Origin of the sequence: Streptosporangium sp. NPDC002544, assembly GCF_040295965.1 — a bacterium.
Classification (GTDB): Bacteria; Actinomycetota; Actinomycetes; order Streptosporangiales; family Streptosporangiaceae; genus Streptosporangium.
Genome location: NZ_JBEOWJ010000003.1, coordinates 171,521 through 186,933, shown reverse-complemented (window position 1 = coordinate 186,933; position 15,413 = coordinate 171,521). Strand labels below are relative to the sequence as shown.

16 protein-coding genes are annotated in these 15,413 nt (G+C 70.2%); 4 read left to right on the top strand and 12 right to left on the bottom strand.

Features of this window, described 5'->3' with window-relative positions:
* Positions 1-24 precede the first annotated feature (24 nt).
* From ABT061_RS05650 to rimP, 12 genes are all read right to left on the bottom strand, one after another.
* Positions 25-1,338 (bottom strand): M16 family metallopeptidase, encoded by a 1,314-nt coding sequence (locus ABT061_RS05650; RefSeq protein ID WP_350913429.1) that lies wholly within the window; start codon positions 1,336-1,338, stop codon positions 25-27.
* Positions 1,338-3,662 (bottom strand): polyribonucleotide nucleotidyltransferase, encoded by a 2,325-nt coding sequence (locus ABT061_RS05645; protein WP_350913045.1) that lies wholly within the window; start codon positions 3,660-3,662, stop codon positions 1,338-1,340. Before ABT061_RS05645 ends, ABT061_RS05650 begins: the two co-directional genes overlap by 1 nt.
* A 319-nt stretch (positions 3,663-3,981) precedes the next feature.
* On the bottom strand, positions 3,982-4,251 hold the full coding sequence (gene rpsO, locus ABT061_RS05640) for a 30S ribosomal protein S15 (protein WP_030904195.1): 270 nt from the start codon (positions 4,249-4,251) through the stop codon (positions 3,982-3,984).
* Positions 4,252-4,484: 233 nt separating this feature from the next.
* On the bottom strand, positions 4,485-5,438 hold the full coding sequence (locus ABT061_RS05635) for a bifunctional riboflavin kinase/FAD synthetase (protein WP_343973847.1): 954 nt from the start codon (positions 5,436-5,438) through the stop codon (positions 4,485-4,487).
* A gap of 136 nt (positions 5,439-5,574) precedes the next feature.
* The gene (truB, locus tag ABT061_RS05630; protein WP_350913042.1) at positions 5,575-6,474 is read right to left on the bottom strand and encodes a tRNA pseudouridine(55) synthase TruB; all 900 of its coding nucleotides are present in this window, start codon (positions 6,472-6,474) and stop codon (positions 5,575-5,577) included.
* Between the two features lie 33 nt (positions 6,475-6,507).
* Complete coding sequence (locus ABT061_RS05625; RefSeq protein ID WP_350913040.1) at positions 6,508-7,506, bottom strand: DHH family phosphoesterase; 999 nt, start codon at positions 7,504-7,506, stop codon at positions 6,508-6,510.
* Positions 7,503-7,985: a 30S ribosome-binding factor RbfA gene (rbfA, locus tag ABT061_RS05620; RefSeq protein ID WP_350913038.1), complete on the bottom strand. Its 483-nt coding sequence runs from the start codon at positions 7,983-7,985 to the stop codon at positions 7,503-7,505. Before rbfA ends, ABT061_RS05625 begins: the two co-directional genes overlap by 4 nt.
* Positions 7,986-8,052: 67 nt before the next feature.
* A complete protein-coding gene (locus ABT061_RS05615) occupies positions 8,053-8,352 on the bottom strand; it encodes a DUF503 domain-containing protein (RefSeq protein ID WP_350913036.1) in 300 nt (99 codons plus the stop codon).
* 112 nt (positions 8,353-8,464) lie between these two features.
* A complete protein-coding gene (gene infB / locus ABT061_RS05610) occupies positions 8,465-11,623 on the bottom strand; it encodes a translation initiation factor IF-2 (RefSeq protein ID WP_350913034.1) in 3,159 nt (1,052 codons plus the stop codon).
* Positions 11,624-11,766: 143 nt separating this feature from the next.
* Positions 11,767-12,069 (bottom strand): YlxR family protein, encoded by a 303-nt coding sequence (locus tag ABT061_RS05605; RefSeq protein ID WP_343968962.1) that lies wholly within the window; start codon positions 12,067-12,069, stop codon positions 11,767-11,769.
* The gene (gene nusA / locus ABT061_RS05600) at positions 12,053-13,060 is read right to left on the bottom strand and encodes a transcription termination factor NusA (RefSeq protein ID WP_350913032.1); all 1,008 of its coding nucleotides are present in this window, start codon (positions 13,058-13,060) and stop codon (positions 12,053-12,055) included. Before nusA ends, ABT061_RS05605 begins: the two co-directional genes overlap by 17 nt.
* Positions 13,061-13,071: 11 nt before the next feature.
* The gene (gene rimP / locus ABT061_RS05595; RefSeq protein WP_350913030.1) at positions 13,072-13,572 is read right to left on the bottom strand and encodes a ribosome maturation factor RimP; all 501 of its coding nucleotides are present in this window, start codon (positions 13,570-13,572) and stop codon (positions 13,072-13,074) included.
* Between the two features lie 192 nt (positions 13,573-13,764).
* On the opposite strand from rimP, the gene ABT061_RS05590 reads away from it, so the two are divergent.
* From ABT061_RS05590 to ABT061_RS05575, 4 genes are all read left to right on the top strand, one after another.
* A complete protein-coding gene (locus ABT061_RS05590; protein WP_350913028.1) occupies positions 13,765-14,256 on the top strand; it encodes a hypothetical protein in 492 nt (163 codons plus the stop codon).
* Positions 14,253-14,723 carry a ferritin-like domain-containing protein gene (locus tag ABT061_RS05585; protein WP_350913027.1) on the top strand — a complete coding sequence of 157 codons (471 nt, stop codon included), beginning with the start codon at positions 14,253-14,255 and terminating at the stop codon, positions 14,721-14,723. The genes ABT061_RS05590 and ABT061_RS05585 overlap by 4 nt, the downstream gene beginning before the upstream one ends.
* A 184-nt stretch (positions 14,724-14,907) precedes the next feature.
* Entirely contained in the window at positions 14,908-15,102 is a 195-nt protein-coding gene (locus tag ABT061_RS05580) for a DUF4236 domain-containing protein (RefSeq protein ID WP_350913025.1), read from the top strand.
* Positions 15,103-15,175: 73 nt separating this feature from the next.
* On the top strand, positions 15,176-15,379 hold the full coding sequence (locus ABT061_RS05575; RefSeq protein WP_350913023.1) for a DUF4236 domain-containing protein: 204 nt from the start codon (positions 15,176-15,178) through the stop codon (positions 15,377-15,379).
* Positions 15,380-15,413 lie beyond the last annotated feature (34 nt).

The window sequence follows — 15,413 nt, the reverse complement described above, 5'->3', positions numbered from 1 at the left end:
CGGGGCCGCTCGCAGACGGGGTCGTCAGCCGGCCAGAGCCGCGCTGAAGTCCCTGTCCTCGTCGTAGGGGCCGATGACCGCGAGGGACATCGGACGGTTGAGGACGTCCGCGGCGACCGCGGTGATCTCCTCGGGGGTCACCGCGTCGATCCTGCCGAGCAGGTCGTCGACCGAGAGCAGCTCGTCGAAGACCAGCTCGCCCTTGCCGATCCTGGACATCCGGGAGCCGGTGTCCTCCAGGCCGAGCACGAGACCGCCGCGCATCTGACCCTTGCCCCGGACGATCTCCTCCTCGGTGATGCCGTGGGCGATCACGCGGAGCACCTCCTCGCGGCAGATCTTCAGCACCTCGTCGATCTTCGACGGCAGGCAGCCGACGTAGATGCCGAACTGGCCGGTGTCGGCGAGGGCGGAGGTGTAGGAGTAGGCCGAGTAGGCGAGGCCCCTCTTCTCCCTGATCTCCTGGAACAGCCGCGATGACATGCCGCCGCCGAGCGCCGCGTTGAGCACGCCGAGCGCGAAGCGGCGATCGTCGGTGCGGGTCAGCGCGGTCGTACCGAGGACCAGGTTGGCCTGCTCGGTCGGCCGGTGCACCACCCGGGTACCCGAGCGGGCCTCGACACCGGGCCCCGACACGCGCGGGGGAACCGGCGAGGCGTCCCCGCCCAGGGCCCCCGCCCGCTCGTAGGCCGCGGCGACCAGGGCCACGACCCGCTCGTGGTCGATGTTGCCCGCCACCGACACCACGGTGTGGGTGGGCAGGTAGTAGCGCCGGTAGTACTCGGCGATCCGGTCGCGGGTGACCGCGGTGATCGAGTCGACGGTGCCGAGGATCGGCCTGCCGACGGGCGTGTCACCGTACAGCTCGGCGGAGAACTGCTCGTGCACCACGTCGGAGGGGTCGTCGTCGTGCATGGCGATCTCCTCCAGGATCACGCCACGCTCGGCCTCGACGTCCTCGGAGGTGATGAGCGAGGAGGTCACCACATCGGCGAGCACGTCGATCGCCACCCGCAGGTCCTCGTCGAGGACCCGCGCGTAATAGCAGGTGTACTCCTTGGCGGTGAAGGCGTTGATCTCGCCGCCGATGCCCTCGATGGCCGCGGAGATCTCCAGCGCGTCCCGCGTGGGGGTCCCCTTGAACAGCAGGTGCTCAAGGAAGTGGGAGGAGCCCATGTGCTGGGGGGACTCGTCTCTCGATCCGATGCCGACCCACATGCCGACCGCGACGGAACGCACGGTCGGCATGGACTCGGTCACCACCCGGAGCCCACCGGGGAGGACGGTGCGCTTCACCACCCCGGCGCCCTCCTTGCCGGGGTGCAGAGTGGTGGTGATCACGAGTTGCGGTCTTCCCCTCCGCCACGGTTACCGCTGCTGCGGGTACGGGTGCGGCGGGGCCGCTCCTCGCGCGGCCGGTCCTCGGCGGGCGCCTCGGCCTGCGGGGCCGCCGAGGTGTCGGAGTCGCCGGCCTCGGCCTTGGCCGCGGCCTCCTTCTCGATGACCTCGACGGGCACCAGGGAGAGCTTGCCGCGCGAGTCGATCTCGGCGATCTCCACCTGGATCTTCTCACCGACGTTCATGACGTCCTCGACGTTCTCGATGCGCTTGCCGCCGTGCAGCTTGCGGATCTGGGAGACGTGCAGGAGGCCGTCCTTGCCCGGCATGAGGGAGATGAAGGCGCCGAAGGCGGCGATCTTGACGACCGTGCCCAGGTAGCGCTCGCCGACCTCCGGCATGTGCGGGTTCGCGATGGCGTTGATCGCCGACCTGGCCGCCTCGGCGGACGGGCCGTCGGTGGCGCCGATGTAGATGGTTCCGTCGTCCTCGAGGGTGATCTCGGCGCCGGTGTCGTCCTGGATCTGGTTGATCATCTTGCCCTTCGGGCCGATGACCTCTCCGATCTTGTCCACCGGAATCTTGATCGTGATGATGCGCGGGGCCGTGACGTTCATCTCCGCCGGGGAGTCGATGGCCTCCTGCATCACGTCGATGATGGCCAGGCGGGCGCCCTTGGCCTGCTTCAGCGCGGCCGCCAGCACGGAGGCCGGAATGCCGTCCAGCTTGGTGTCGAGCTGGAGCGCGGTGATGACGTCCTTGGTGCCGGCGACCTTGAAGTCCATGTCGCCCATGGCGTCCTCGGCCCCGAGGATGTCGGTCAGCGTGACGTACTGGTCGCCCTCGTTGATGAGCCCCATCGCGATGCCCGCGACGATGCCCTTGAGCGGGACACCCGCGTCGAGCAGCGCCATCGTCGAGGCGCAGACCGACCCCATGGAGGTCGAGCCGTTGGAACCCAGCGCCTCGGAGACCTGACGGATCGCGTACGGGAACTCCTCGCGCAGCGGCAGGACGGGCAGCAGCGCCCGCTCGGCGAGCGCGCCGTGGCCGATCTCGCGCCGCTTGGGAGAGCCCACGCGGCCGGTCTCGCCGGTGGAGTAGGGCGGGAAGTTGTAGTTGTGCATGTAGCGCTTGGTGCGCTCGGGGTTGAGCGTGTCGATCATCTGCTCCATGCGCAGCATGTTGAGGGTGGTGATGCCCAGGATCTGGGTCTCACCGCGCTCGAACAGGGCCGAACCGTGCACCCGGGGCACGACGTGGACCTCGGCACTGAGCTGCCTGATGTCCTTGACGCCGCGGCCGTCGATACGGACGCCCTCGGCGATGACGCGCTCGCGCATGAGCTTCTTGGTCAGCGACCTGAAGGCGGCGCTGATCTCCTTCTCGCGGCCCTCGAAGTCGGGTCCGACCTTCTCCAGCGCCAGGGCCTTGACCCGGTCGAGCTCGGTCTCGCGCTCCTGCTTGCCCGCGATGGTCAGCGCGGCGGCGAGCTCGCTCCTGATCGCGCCGGTCACGGCCTCCAGGACGTCGTCCTGGTAGTCGAGGAAGAGCGGGTACTCGGCGGTCTCCTTGGCGGCGACCTTCGCGACCTTGGCCTGCGCCTCGCAGAGCACCTTGATGAACGGCTTGGAAGCCTCCAGGCCCTGCGCCACGGTCTCCTCGGTCGGCGCCATGGCCCCCTCGGCGACGAGCTTGAGCGTGTCGCGGGTGGACTCGGCCTCGACCATCATGATCGCGACGTCGCCGTCGTCGAGCACGCGGCCCGCGACCACCATGTCGAAGGTGGCGTTCGCCAGCTCGGAGTTGGTCGGGAAGGCGACCCACTGGCCCTCGATCAGCGCGACGCGGACGCCGCCGATCGGGCCGGAGAACGGCAGCCCCGCCAGCTGGGTGGAGAGGGACGCGGCGTTGATCGCGATGACGTCGTACAGGTGCTCGGGGTGGAGCGCCATGATGGTGGCGACCACCTGGATCTCGTTGCGCAGGCCCTTGACGAACGAGGGGCGCAGCGGCCGGTCGATCAGGCGGCAGGTGAGGATGGCGTCCTCGGAGGGACGGCCCTCACGCCGGAAGAACGAGCCGGGAATGCGGCCCGCGGCGTACATCCGCTCCTCGACGTCCACCGTGAGGGGGAAGAAGTCGAGGTTCTCCTTGGGATTCTTGGACGCGGTGGTCGCGGAGAGGACCATCGTGTCGTCATCGAGGTAGACGACGGCGGAACCCGCCGCCTGGCGCGCGAGCCGCCCGGTCTCGAACCGGATGGTACGCGTACCGAATGAGCCGTTGTCTATAACGGCTTCGCTGCTGTGGACACCCTCCACGGGGGACCTCCTTGTGGGTCGGTCGCCCGCGTCCGGCCAGACGCACGTGTCGCGCCTGGTTCGTCGTGTTGCCGGCTCCCCGTAGGTGCAGCGCCGGTCTTCGATCGAAGCGCCCGGTTCCGTATGGCTTGTGCCAAGATGACCGGGGGCCACTACCGAGGACCGGCCCTCCGACGCCGTGGGGCGCGCTTGCTTGCGGACGCGGGGCACTGTCTCGGCTATTCAGTTTGCTCACTGGAACGGTGTCTTCATGGCGCGACGCGCCGACACTGGACCATATGAGATGAGGGAGCGGCATGCAGGCCGCTCCCTCATGACTCTATCGGCGCAGGCCGAGCCGCTCGATGAGCGAACGGTAGCGCGCGATGTCCTTGCTCTGCAGGTACTTCAGCAGCCGGCGGCGGCGGCCGACGAGCAGCAGCAGACCGCGACGGCTGTGGTGGTCGTGCTTGTGCACCTTCAGGTGCTCGGTGAGCTCGCTGATGCGCTTGCTCAGCAGCGCGATCTGCACCTCGGGCGAACCGGTGTCGGTCTCACCCTTGGCGTAGTCACCGATGATCTGCTTCTTTGCGGCGGTGTCGAGCGACACTTCTCTCCTTGAACCTCTACGGGCACGCGCAATTCCGGCTCCCCGAACGACCGTGCGTGCCTACAGTCGCCGTGGCGAGATCAGCATCGGGATCACGAGAACACCGATTACAGAGCTGACATGCCAGGCTACCATCGGCCTCGCAGCCCCCGCACATCATGCGAGAGCCCCATGGGTCCGGCCCCCGCCGGGAGGGTGACGGCCCTTGTGGCGCGAGGGTCGTGCGGGAGAGATCAGCCGGTCAGGCGCCGCACCTCGTCCACGTCCGCGTGGATCTGCTCGATGAGCGCCTCGATCGAGTCGAACCTGGTGTTGCCGCGGAGCCTCGGCCCGAAGTCGACGGCCACGTGCGCGCCGTAGAGGTCGAGGTCGTCACGGTCGAGCGCGTACGCCTCGACGGTGCGGGGCACGCCCTCGAAGGTCGGATTGGTACCCACGGAGATCGCCGCGGGCCAGCGCTCGCCGCCGTACACGGCGGGCAGGTTGCCGGTCTCGACGCCCTGCAGCCAGCCGGCGTAGACACCGTCGGCGGGGATCGCGGTGAACTCCGGCGACTCCAGGTTGGCCGTCGGGAAACCGAGTTGCCGGCCGCGCTGGTAGCCGCGGACCACCACACCCTCGACCCGGTGCGGGCGGCCGAGCGTCAGCCTGACCGCCTCCATGTCACCGGAGGCGATCTGCTCGCGGATCAGCGTGGAGGAGATCGTCTCACCATCGCTGACCAGCGGGACCGCCTCGGCCACGAAGTCGTACTTCTCGCCGAGGGTGCGCAGCGTCTCCACGTCACCGGAGGCCTTGTGGCCGAAGCGGAAGTTCTCCCCCACCACGACCCCGGCGGCGTGCAGCCGGTCGACGAGCACGGTCTGCACGAACTCGTCGGGGCTCATCCGGGAGAACTCCAGGGTGAACGGCAGGACGCACACCGCGTCGACCCCCAGCCCGGCCAGAAGCTCGGTGCGGTGCCTGGCCGTCGTCAGCCTCGGAGGGTGCGTGCCGGGCCGCACCACCTCCTCCGGATGCGGGTCGAAGGTCACCACCACCGAGGGCACTCCAAGATCCGCGGCCATCGCGACGGCTCTAGCCACCATCTGCTGATGCCCGCGGTGAACGCCGTCGAAGACGCCGATCGTGACGACGGACCTGCCCCAGTCTTCGGGCACGTCGTCCAATCCGTGCCAGCCTCGCACCGCAGCCTCTTCCCCTTGTAGCGGATCGACCCCTAAAGCCTGCCATGCTCTTGGACCTTCTCCCCAATCGGGGAGCCCCTTGGCGTCGACATGCCCCCTGACGTCTGTCGAAGGCGCACCCACCACGGTACGGCCGTCAGGGGACGAACACCGCCAGGGACTTGGCGATCTTGCCGTGCTCCTCCACCAGTGCCACCAGCGTGCCGTCGGGGCCGAACACCCCGATGGGCCCGTCCCCCATGCCCAGCGCGGGAAGCCGTCCACCGTGCGCGACGGAGCCCGCCTCCGCCGCGGTCACGTCCCGGCGGGGAAAGGCCGCCGCGACGGCATCGGCCATCGGCAGGATCACGCACTCGGCGGCGAGCCCCTCCAGGGTGTGGGCCGCCGACAGGTCGTAGGGGCCCACCCGGGTACGGCGCAGGGCGGTCAGGTGGCCGCCGACACCCAGACCGGCGCCCAGGTCACGGGCGAGCGCGCGGATGTAGGTGCCGCTGGAGCAGGAGACCGAGGCGTCGACGTCGACGAGGTCGCCGTGCCGTCGCACCGCGGTGATCTCGAAACCCGACACGGTCACCGGACGTGGCTTGAGCGTGACCTCCTCCCCCGCCCTGGCTCGCTTGTAGGCCCGTTCGCCGTTCACCTTGATGGCGCTGACCTGTGGCGGGATCTGCATGATCGGACCGGTCAGTGCGGCGACCCCCTTGCGGACGTCCTCCTCGGTGACACCCGCCGCCGACACCGTGGCGATGATCTCCCCCTCGGCGTCGTCGGTGTTGGTGGCCTGGCCGAGGCGGATCGTGGCGTCGTAGCCCTTCTCGGTGAGCGCGAGGTGGCCGAGCAGGCGGGTGGCCTTCTCGACGCCGACCACCAGCACCCCGGTGGCCATCGGGTCGAGGGTGCCCGCGTGGCCGACCTTGCGGGTGCCCGCGATGCCGCGGAGCTTGGCCACGACATCGTGGGAGGTCCACTCGGCGGGCTTGTCGACGATGATCAGCCCGCTCGGCGGCGGGGTGCGCTTGGCGCGAGCCGTGCTCAATGGGATTCCTTTGACAGATGTGTCAGGGGAGTTCTACAGCAGTGCCCGGAGACTGGCGATCGTCTCCTCGACGGGCAGGTGGGAGGTGAAACCCGCCGCCTTGGCGTGCCCGCCGCCGCCCAGTTCGGCACAGACGCGCGAGACGTCCACCCCGCCCTTGGAACGCGTCGAGACCTGCCAGGCGCCCTCGTCGTCCTCCTTGAGGATCGCTGCGACGTCCGCCTCGTCGGTGCGCCGGACCACGTCGATGATCCCCTCCACCTCGTCGTACGGCAGCCCGTGCGCGGCCCGGTCGGCCCGGGTGACGAACGTCCAGACCAGGCCGCCGCCCACCTCGGGCTCCAGCCGAACCCGCTCCAGCGCGGCACCGAGCACCTTCAGGTAGCCGAACGGGGAGCGGTCCCACAGCTCACGGGCGATCTGCTCGGGGTCAAGCCCGCATGCCACCAGCCGGGCGGCCATGGCATGCGCCCGCGGGGTGGTGGAGGAGTGCCGGAACGAGCCGGTGTCGGTGACGAGCCCGACGTACAGGCAGGTCGCGATGGCCCCGTCGATCGGCAGGCCGAGCCTGCGGATCAACTCCTCGGCGAGCACGGCGGTGGCTGCGGCGGCGGGGTCGATCAGGTTGAGCGTGCCGAACCCGGTGTTGGACGGGTGGTGGTCCAGCACGATCAGCTCTCGTGCCCTGTCCGCGTTTCCGGCCAGCGTGCCAAGGCGCTCGGCGGTGGGGACGTCGAAGGTGACCATCACCTCGGGTACCGCGGGATAGTGCGCGGGGTCGGTCAGCAGGTCCTGCCCCGGCAGGAAGCGGAGCAGCCTGGGCACATGGAAACTCCGGTCACCGAAGGACGCGGTGACCCGCTTGCCCGCCGCGCGCAGCGCGAGCCCGACGGCCAGCGTGGAGCCGAGCGCGTCACCGTCGGGCGAGACGTGACAGGCCAGCGCGACCTCGTCCGCGGCCGAGATGAGCTCGACGGCCCGGTCCCAGTCCTGGCCGGAGACCGGGCCGTCGGCACGCGGATCGGGCGTCACGTCGCGGAGCGTCCCGCGCGCTCCGAGGATTCATCCTCTTCGTCCCCGAAGTCGTGGTCCCTGTCCTCGGGTTTGCGGTAGGGGTCGGCGTCCCCCGCGTGCAGGGCCCCCTCGGCCCGCTTGGCGATCTCCACGTCCCTGGCCTTCGCCTCGGCGAGCAGGTCCTCCAGGTGACGGGCGGTGTCCGGGAGCGGGTCGTGGGTGAACGTCAGCGTCGGCGTGTGGCGCAGCCCCGTCTGGCGGCCCACCTCCGAACGGATGAGCCCCTTGGCGCTCTCCAGCGCCAGGGCGGAGTCGGCTCGTTCCGCCTCAGAGCCGAAAACGGTGTAGAACACCGTGGCGTCGCTCAGGTCGTTGGTGATTCGCGTGTCCGTCACGGTCACGAACCCCAGCCTGGGGTCCTTGATCCGGCGCTCCAGCATCTCCGCCACGACCTGCTGGATCCGGTCGGCGATCTTGCGTGCTCGTGCGGCGTCCATAGCTCCCCCCTTCTTGTGGGAACGGCCGGAGCGGGAGGGGTGCCTCCGCCGCCGGCCGTCTCCACACCTAGTCTTCGTCCTCGTTGTAGAGCCGGTGTCTGGCGGACAGCAACTCGATCTCCGGGCGGAACGCGATCAGCCGCTCGCAGTCGTCCAGCACCGCACCGCAGTTGGCCGCGGTGGCGGAGACGACCGCGATCCCGATCTCGGTACGGCGATGCAGATCGAGATGGCCGGTCTCCGCCACGGCCACGCCCGGGAACCGTCGCTGTACCTCGGCGACGATGGGACGCACCACCGAGCGCTTCTGCTTCAGCGAGTGGACATCGCCGAGCAGGATGTCCAATGTCAGGGCACCTACATACATAGTGGATCACCCGCCACGATCGTCACTGTGCCACCTCAGGGGCGGGCCGCCCGCCGGCCGCCGCCCCAGAGGGGGCGGCCGGCGGGACGGTCCTGCTGCCTGTCCGGGGGCATCAGACGCGCGGCTTCTCCCGCATCTCGAAGGTCTCGATGACGTCATCGATCTTGATGTCGCTGTAGCCGACACCGATACCGCACTCGAACCCTTCGCGCACCTCGGTCGCGTCGTCCTTGAAGCGACGCAGCGAGGAGACGGTGAGGTTGTCGGAGATGACGACCCCGCCGCGGATGAGACGGGCCTTGCTGTTGCGGACGATCGTGCCCGAGCGGACCAGAGCACCGGCGATGTTGCCGATCTTCGGCACCTTGAAGACCTCGCGGACTTCCGCGGTGCCCATCTGGACCTCTTCGAACTCCGGCTTGAGCATGCCCTTGAGGGCCGCCTCGATCTCCTCGATCGCCTGGTAGATGACCGAGTAGTAGCGGATGTCGACGCCCTCGCGCTCGGCCAGATCGCGCGCCCTGACCTCGGGGCGCACGTTGAAGCCGATGATGACCGCGTTGTCGTCGGCGACCGCCAGGTTGACGTCGTACTCGGTGATCGCACCGACGGCGCGGTGGAGCACCCGCAGGCGCACCTCGTCACCGACGTCGATCTTGAGCAGCGCGTCTTCCAGAGCCTCGACGGAACCGGAGACGTCACCCTTGATGATGAGCTTGAGCTCGTCGACCTGGCCCTTCTCCATCTCGCTGAAGAGCTCTTCGAGGGTGCGACGGCGGCCGGACTTGGCCATGTCCGCGATGCGCTTGCGCGCCGCGCGCTGCTGGGCGATCTGGCGCGCCATCCGGTCGTCGGTGACGACGATGAAGTTGTCACCGGCGCCCGGCACCGCGGTCAGACCGAGGACCGCCACCGGACGGGACGGGTCGGCCTCCTGGATCGCCTCGCCCTTGTCGTCGAGCATCGCCCGGACGCGGCCGAAGGCCTCGCCACAGACGATCGAGTCGCCGACGCGGAGCGTGCCGCGCTGGACCAGCACGGTCGCGACCGGACCGCGGCCCTTGTCGAGGTGGGCCTCGATGGCGACGCCCTGCGCGTCCATCGTGTCGTTGGCCCGCAGGTCGAGCTCGGCGTCCGCGGTGAGCAGGATGGCCTCGAGAAGGTTCTCGATGCCGGTCCCGTTCTTGGCGGAGATGTCGACGAACATCGTGGTGCCGCCGTACTCCTCGGCGACCAGGCCGTACTCGGTGAGCTGGGCGCGCACCTTGTTCGGGTCCGCCCCCTCCTTGTCGACCTTGTTGACCGCGACGACGATCGGCACGTCGGCCGCCTGGGCGTGGTTGAGCGCCTCGATGGTCTGCGGCTTCACACCGTCGTCGGCCGCGACGACCAGGACGGCGATGTCGGTCACCTTGGCACCTCGGGCACGCATGGCGGTGAACGCCTCGTGACCCGGGGTGTCGATGAAGGTGATCTTCCGGTCCTCGCCCTCGTGCTCGGCGGCGATCTGGTAGGCACCGATGTGCTGGGTGATGCCACCCGCCTCCTGCGCCACCTCGTTGGTGTTGCGGATGGCGTCGAGCAGCTTGGTCTTACCGTGGTCGACGTGACCCATGACGGTCACCACCGGCGGGCGCGCGACCAGGTCGGACTCGTCGCCCTCGTCCTCGCCGAACTCGATGTCGAAGGTCTCCAGGAGCTCGCGGTCCTCCTCCTCCGGGCTGACCACAAGCAGGTTGTAGTCGAGCTCGGCGGCCAGAAGCTGGAGCGTCTCCTCGTTGACCGACTGCGTGGCGGTCACCATCTCGCCCAGGTGCAGCATGATCTGCACCAGGGACGCCGGGATCGCGCCGATCTTGTCGGCGAAGTCCGACAGGGAGGCGCCGCGCGACAGGCGGATCGTCTGCCCGTTGCCGCGAGGAGCCTGCACGCCGCCGATCGCCGGGGCCTGCATGTTGTCGAACTCTTGACGCCGCTGGCGCTTGGACTTGCGACCGCGGGTCGGGCGTCCGCCGGGACGGCCGAACGCGCCCGCGGTGCCTCCACCGCGGCCACGGCCACCGCCACCGGGACGGCCGGCGAAACCGCCGCCGCCGCCACCGGGACCACCGGTTCCGGTGCCGGGACGGCCCGCGCCGCCACCGCCACCCGGACGGCCGGCGAAACCGCCGCCACCGCCACCGGGACGACCGCCGCCGCCACCGGGACGACCCGCGCCGCCACCGGGACGACCGGCACCCGCACCGCCACCGGGACGGCCCGCGCCGCCACCGGGACCGGCGGGCCGGCCCTGCGGCATCATCATCGGGCTGGGACGCGGACCACCGGGGCGCGGACCACCGGGGCCACCCGCACCGCCGCCGGGACGCGGGCCACCCGCGCCGGGACCCGGACGCGGGCCGGCCGCACCGGGCGGACCGGAACGGGCACCGGGCGGACGGGGACCGGCGCTGTCGCGACCCTCGCGGGGACCGCGGTCCTCACGCGGACCGGGACGCGGCCCCCTGTCGCCGGGGCCGCCGTCGCGGCCGGGACCACCGGGACCACCTGGGCCACCGGGGCCGCCGGGACGCGGCGGACGGGCCTGGCCCATGCCGCTGGCGTTCGACGAGAACGGGTTGTTACCGGGGCGCGGACCACGCGGGCCCGGACGCGGACCCGGCTTGGGCGCGCCCGCGCCGGCACCGGGCCTGGGACCCGAGGGCGCTCCGCCGTGGCCACCCGAGGGACGACCCTCCGGACGTGCCTCGGGGCGCGCCGCCGGACCGGGGCGCGGAGCGGGCCGCGGACCCGGCTTGGGGCCCGCCGGACGGCCGCTGTCGCTGCGGGGCGCCTCGAAGCGCGGCGGCTGCACCTGCGGCGGCTGCTGCCGCGGCGGCTGCGGAGGCTGCGCCTGCTGGGGCTCCGGCCTGGGAACGACCGGCGGGGCCTGCGGCGCGGGCGCCACAGGACGAGCCGGTACGGGACCCGGTCGCGGTCCCGGCCGAGGGGCCGGTCCCGGCTTGGGGATGGATGTCGGCGCCGCAGAGACGCCGTTTGGCTGGCCGTCACCCGGCCGAGGTGCCGCCTGAGGCGGCCTGGGGCCTCTGCCCCTGTCGGACGAACCCTTACTGGGGCCGCCTAGCGCTTCCGTGAGCCTGCGGACTACCGGTGCTTCGATAGTCGAGGACGCCGAACGCACGAACTCGCCCATCTCCTGGAGCTTGGCCATGACGACCTTGCTCTCCACACCGAACTCCTTGGCGAGCTCGTATACCCGGACCTTCGCCACTGCACTCCCTTGTCTCGGCCCGGGAGGCGGTGCCGCCGGACCGTCGTTACGTTGACGTACTCATCGCCGCATGCTCATCAGGCGCTCATAGCTATCTGACCAGCCCATCAAATCGGCGTCCTACATGACAGTCGGTAACCATTTCACCCGATCCTTTCAGCCTGTTGCTCTTCCAGGTGGCCACGCAGCCGCGACAGGTCGAGCGGAACCGCAACGCGAAACGCACGCGGAAACGCTCGGCGACGCTCTGCGAGTTCGAGACAGCTCAGGGTGGGATGCAGTGAAGCACCACGCCCCTGGAGCCGTCTTCGCAGGTCGGGGACTATAACGCCCTCGACCACCACCAGGCGGAGCAGCTCGGAGGAAACCGTGCGAACCCGGCACCCCACACACGTTCTCAGTGGGGCAGCCTGGCCACCATATTCCAGCTTACCGTGTGGACGCATCTGCGGAACCTGCCGCGTCCCCCGGCTGGGTGTCGGGACGGATGTCGATGCGCCAGCCGGTGAGGCGGTTGGCCAGCCGGGCGTTCTGCCCCTCCTTGCCGATGGCGAGGGAGAGCTGGTAGTCCGGCACGGTCACCCGCGCGGCACGGCCGTCGAAGTCGATCACCTCTACGTGGGAAACGCGCGCCGGCGACAGGGCATTCCCCACGAACTCCGCGGGATCCTCCGACCAGTCGATGATGTCGATCTTCTCACCGTGCAACTCGGTCATCACGTTGCGCACGCGCGAGCCCATCGGGCCGATGCAGGCGCCCTTGGCGTTCACCCCCGGCCGCCGCGACCTGACCGCGAGCTTGGTGCGGTGACCGGCCTCGCGGGCGATGGCGGCGATCTCCACCGTACCGTCGGCGATCTCCGGCACCTCCAGCGCGAAGAGCTTCTTCACCAGCCCGGGGTGGGTACGCGACAGGGTCACCGAGGGGCCCTTGTGCCCCTTCTTGACCTGGACCACGTAACAGCGGATCCGCTCGCCGTGGACGTACTCCTCACCCGGGACCTGCTCGCTGTGCGGCAGCACCGCCTCGATCTTGCCCAGGTCGACCAGGACCACCCTCGGGTCCTTGCCCTGCTGGATGACGCCGGCCACCAGCTCGCCCTCGCGGCTGGCGAACTCCCCGAAGTTGATCTCGTCCTCGGCGTCACGGAGCTGCTGCAGGATGACCTGCTTGGCGGTGGTCGCGGCGATGCGGCTGAAGTTGCCCGGGGTGTCGTCGAACTCCCTGAGCACCTCCCCGCTCTCGGCGTCGAGTTCGGCGGCGAAGATGGTCACGTGCCCGGACTTGCGGTCGAGCTCGGCGCGCGCCTTGGCCGCCGCGCCCTCGCTCCGGAAATATGCGATCAGCAGCGCGTCCTCGATCGCCTTGACGACCAGGTCGAAGGAGATGTCCTTCTCCCGCTCCAGGCTGCGCAGGACGCTCATGTCGATGTCCACGAGGCTCCCCCTTAGCCCTCGTCGCCGTCTTCGCCGTCGTCTTCGGCGTCGTCGAGCCGGCGGAATTCCACCTGAACCCGTCCTCGGGTCAGGTCCTCATAGTCGATGCGGCGCGGCGCGCCGTCGACGTCCAGCTCCACGCCGGTCTCGTCGGTGGCGACGATCCGGCCCTCCACGACGGTGCCGTCCCTCAGGTCGGCCTTGACCAGCCTCCGCACCGCGCGGCGCCAGTGGCGCGGCTCGGTGAGCGGGCGGTCCACCCCCGGGGAGGAGACCTCCAGCACGTACGGGGTGCTTCCCATCGCGTCGTCGGCGTCCAGCGTCGCGGAGACCGCGTGGCTGACCTCCGCGACGTCGTCGAGGCTCACGCCGCCGTCACGGTCGACGACGACACGCAGCAGCCGCCTCTTGCCCGCGGGGGTGACCGTGACGTCCTCCAAGTCGAGCCCCTCGGCTCCGACGACAGGTTCCAGAAGCTTCATCAGGCGGTCGCGGGATGTGGCGTTGCCCATGCCGACCTCCCATTGTCACGATCTCAGCCGGGCGGACCTCGCCCATGCGATTAACCAGCCTATCCACACCAGGGCGTGGAAACAGCGCCACTCGGTGTGGCGGAGCCGCCCGAGAAGCGAGGTGGGTGCCATTATTCCAAGCCCGTACGATGCTAGGTGCGTCAGCTGCCGACACAGAACCGGAGGTCGTCCGTGCGTTCCGTCTCCCGGCGCGCCCTGTTGCGGGGCGGCGCTCTCGGGGTTGCGGCCGTGGCCGCCGCGGGCTGCGCCGCCGAGGAACGGGTGCCTCCGGTGGCCGAGCGTCCCGATCCCGAGACCGTGCTCCTGCGGGAGCTGATCGCGGGCAAGGAGCGGACAGTGGCCCTGTACGCCTCGGCCGCCTCGGCCAGGCTCGCGCCCTTCAGGCAGCGGCACGAGGCCCATCTGGCCGAGCTCCGCCGCCGCCTCCCGCCCGCCGCCGCCTCCGTCTCCGCGACACCCGCCTCCTCGCCCACCCCCTCGCCCTCCGGCGGCGCGTCCGCGGGCGGCAGGACGTCGGTGCGAGCCCTTCGCGACCTGGAGCGCAGGGCGGCCGCGCTCCGCGCCCGGCAGGTCGAGGGGGCCTCGCCCCCGCTGGCCCAGCTGATCGCGTCCATCGGCGCCTGCGAGGCCGCGCACGCCCTGGCCCTGTCGAGATCGCTGTGAGGGCCGACCAGGGGCTCGGCGCGGCGCTGGCGGCCGAACACGCCGCCGTGTACGCGTACGGGGTCATCGGGGCCAGGAGCACGGGGAGGCTGCGCACCGAGATGACGGCGGCCTACAACGCCCACCGCGCCCGCCGTGACCAGCTCCGCACCATGATCGTCAAGATGGGCGGCACCCCGGCCGAGCCGGCCGCGGTCTACGAGCTCCCGGTCACGCCGTCCACGGCGGCGCAGGCGGTGGAGCTGGCCGTGCTGGTCGAGCGGAGGGTGACCGGCGCCTACCTGGAGCTGGCTGCCTCCGCCGACACGGCGCTGCGCAAGATGGCCGCGCTGGCCATGCAGGAGTGCGTCACCCGCTCCTACAACCTGCGCCCGGAGATCGACACCTTCCCCGGCATGCCGCCCGCGCCCGCCGCCTCCCCAAGCACCTCACCCACCGCCACCCCCACGGCGGCCGCCACCGGGTGACTTTCACCGATGGCCGCTTTCCCGGAGTAAGGATTTCCCGGGGTGACGGGCCGGTCGGCGCGGTATTCGATGCCTGACCACGGCCCCCGTGTTCATGAGATGAGATTCAAACCCGCTTTCGAGCATGTTTGTACGGCGCCTGCCGGGTAGCTGAATCTCCGTGAAACACGCCTGAGGAGGAGTAATGGGCTGGGGATACCGGAAATCCATGAAGTTCGGTCCGTTCCGTCTTAACCTTTCGCGGAGTGGAGTGGGTCACAGCTGGGGAAACCGTGCCTTCAGGGTCACCAAGACGGCGGACGGGCGCCGCACGCTGAGCGTCAACCTGCCCGGCGGTTTCCACTGGCGCAAGACGCTCGGCAGCGGTGCGCGTCGCTGACGGGCGTTTCCCGGGAACCGTTCGCGAACTCCGGTCGTTCTTCTGACACGGCACGAGGTTCGGGGAGAGAACAATGGGCTGGGGATACAGAAAGTCGATCAAAATCGGTCCCTTCCGGATCGACCTGTCTCCACGAGGGGTCGGCCACGGCTTCGGCAATCGCAGATTCCACGTCGCGAGAACTCCCGACGGCCGCAAACACGTCACCGTCAACCTGCCCGGCGGATTCCACGTGGGCAGGACGATCGGCCGGAGTTCCCGCTACCGCCACTACTGAGACGGGGCCGCAGACGTGAAAGAGCGGCCCACCC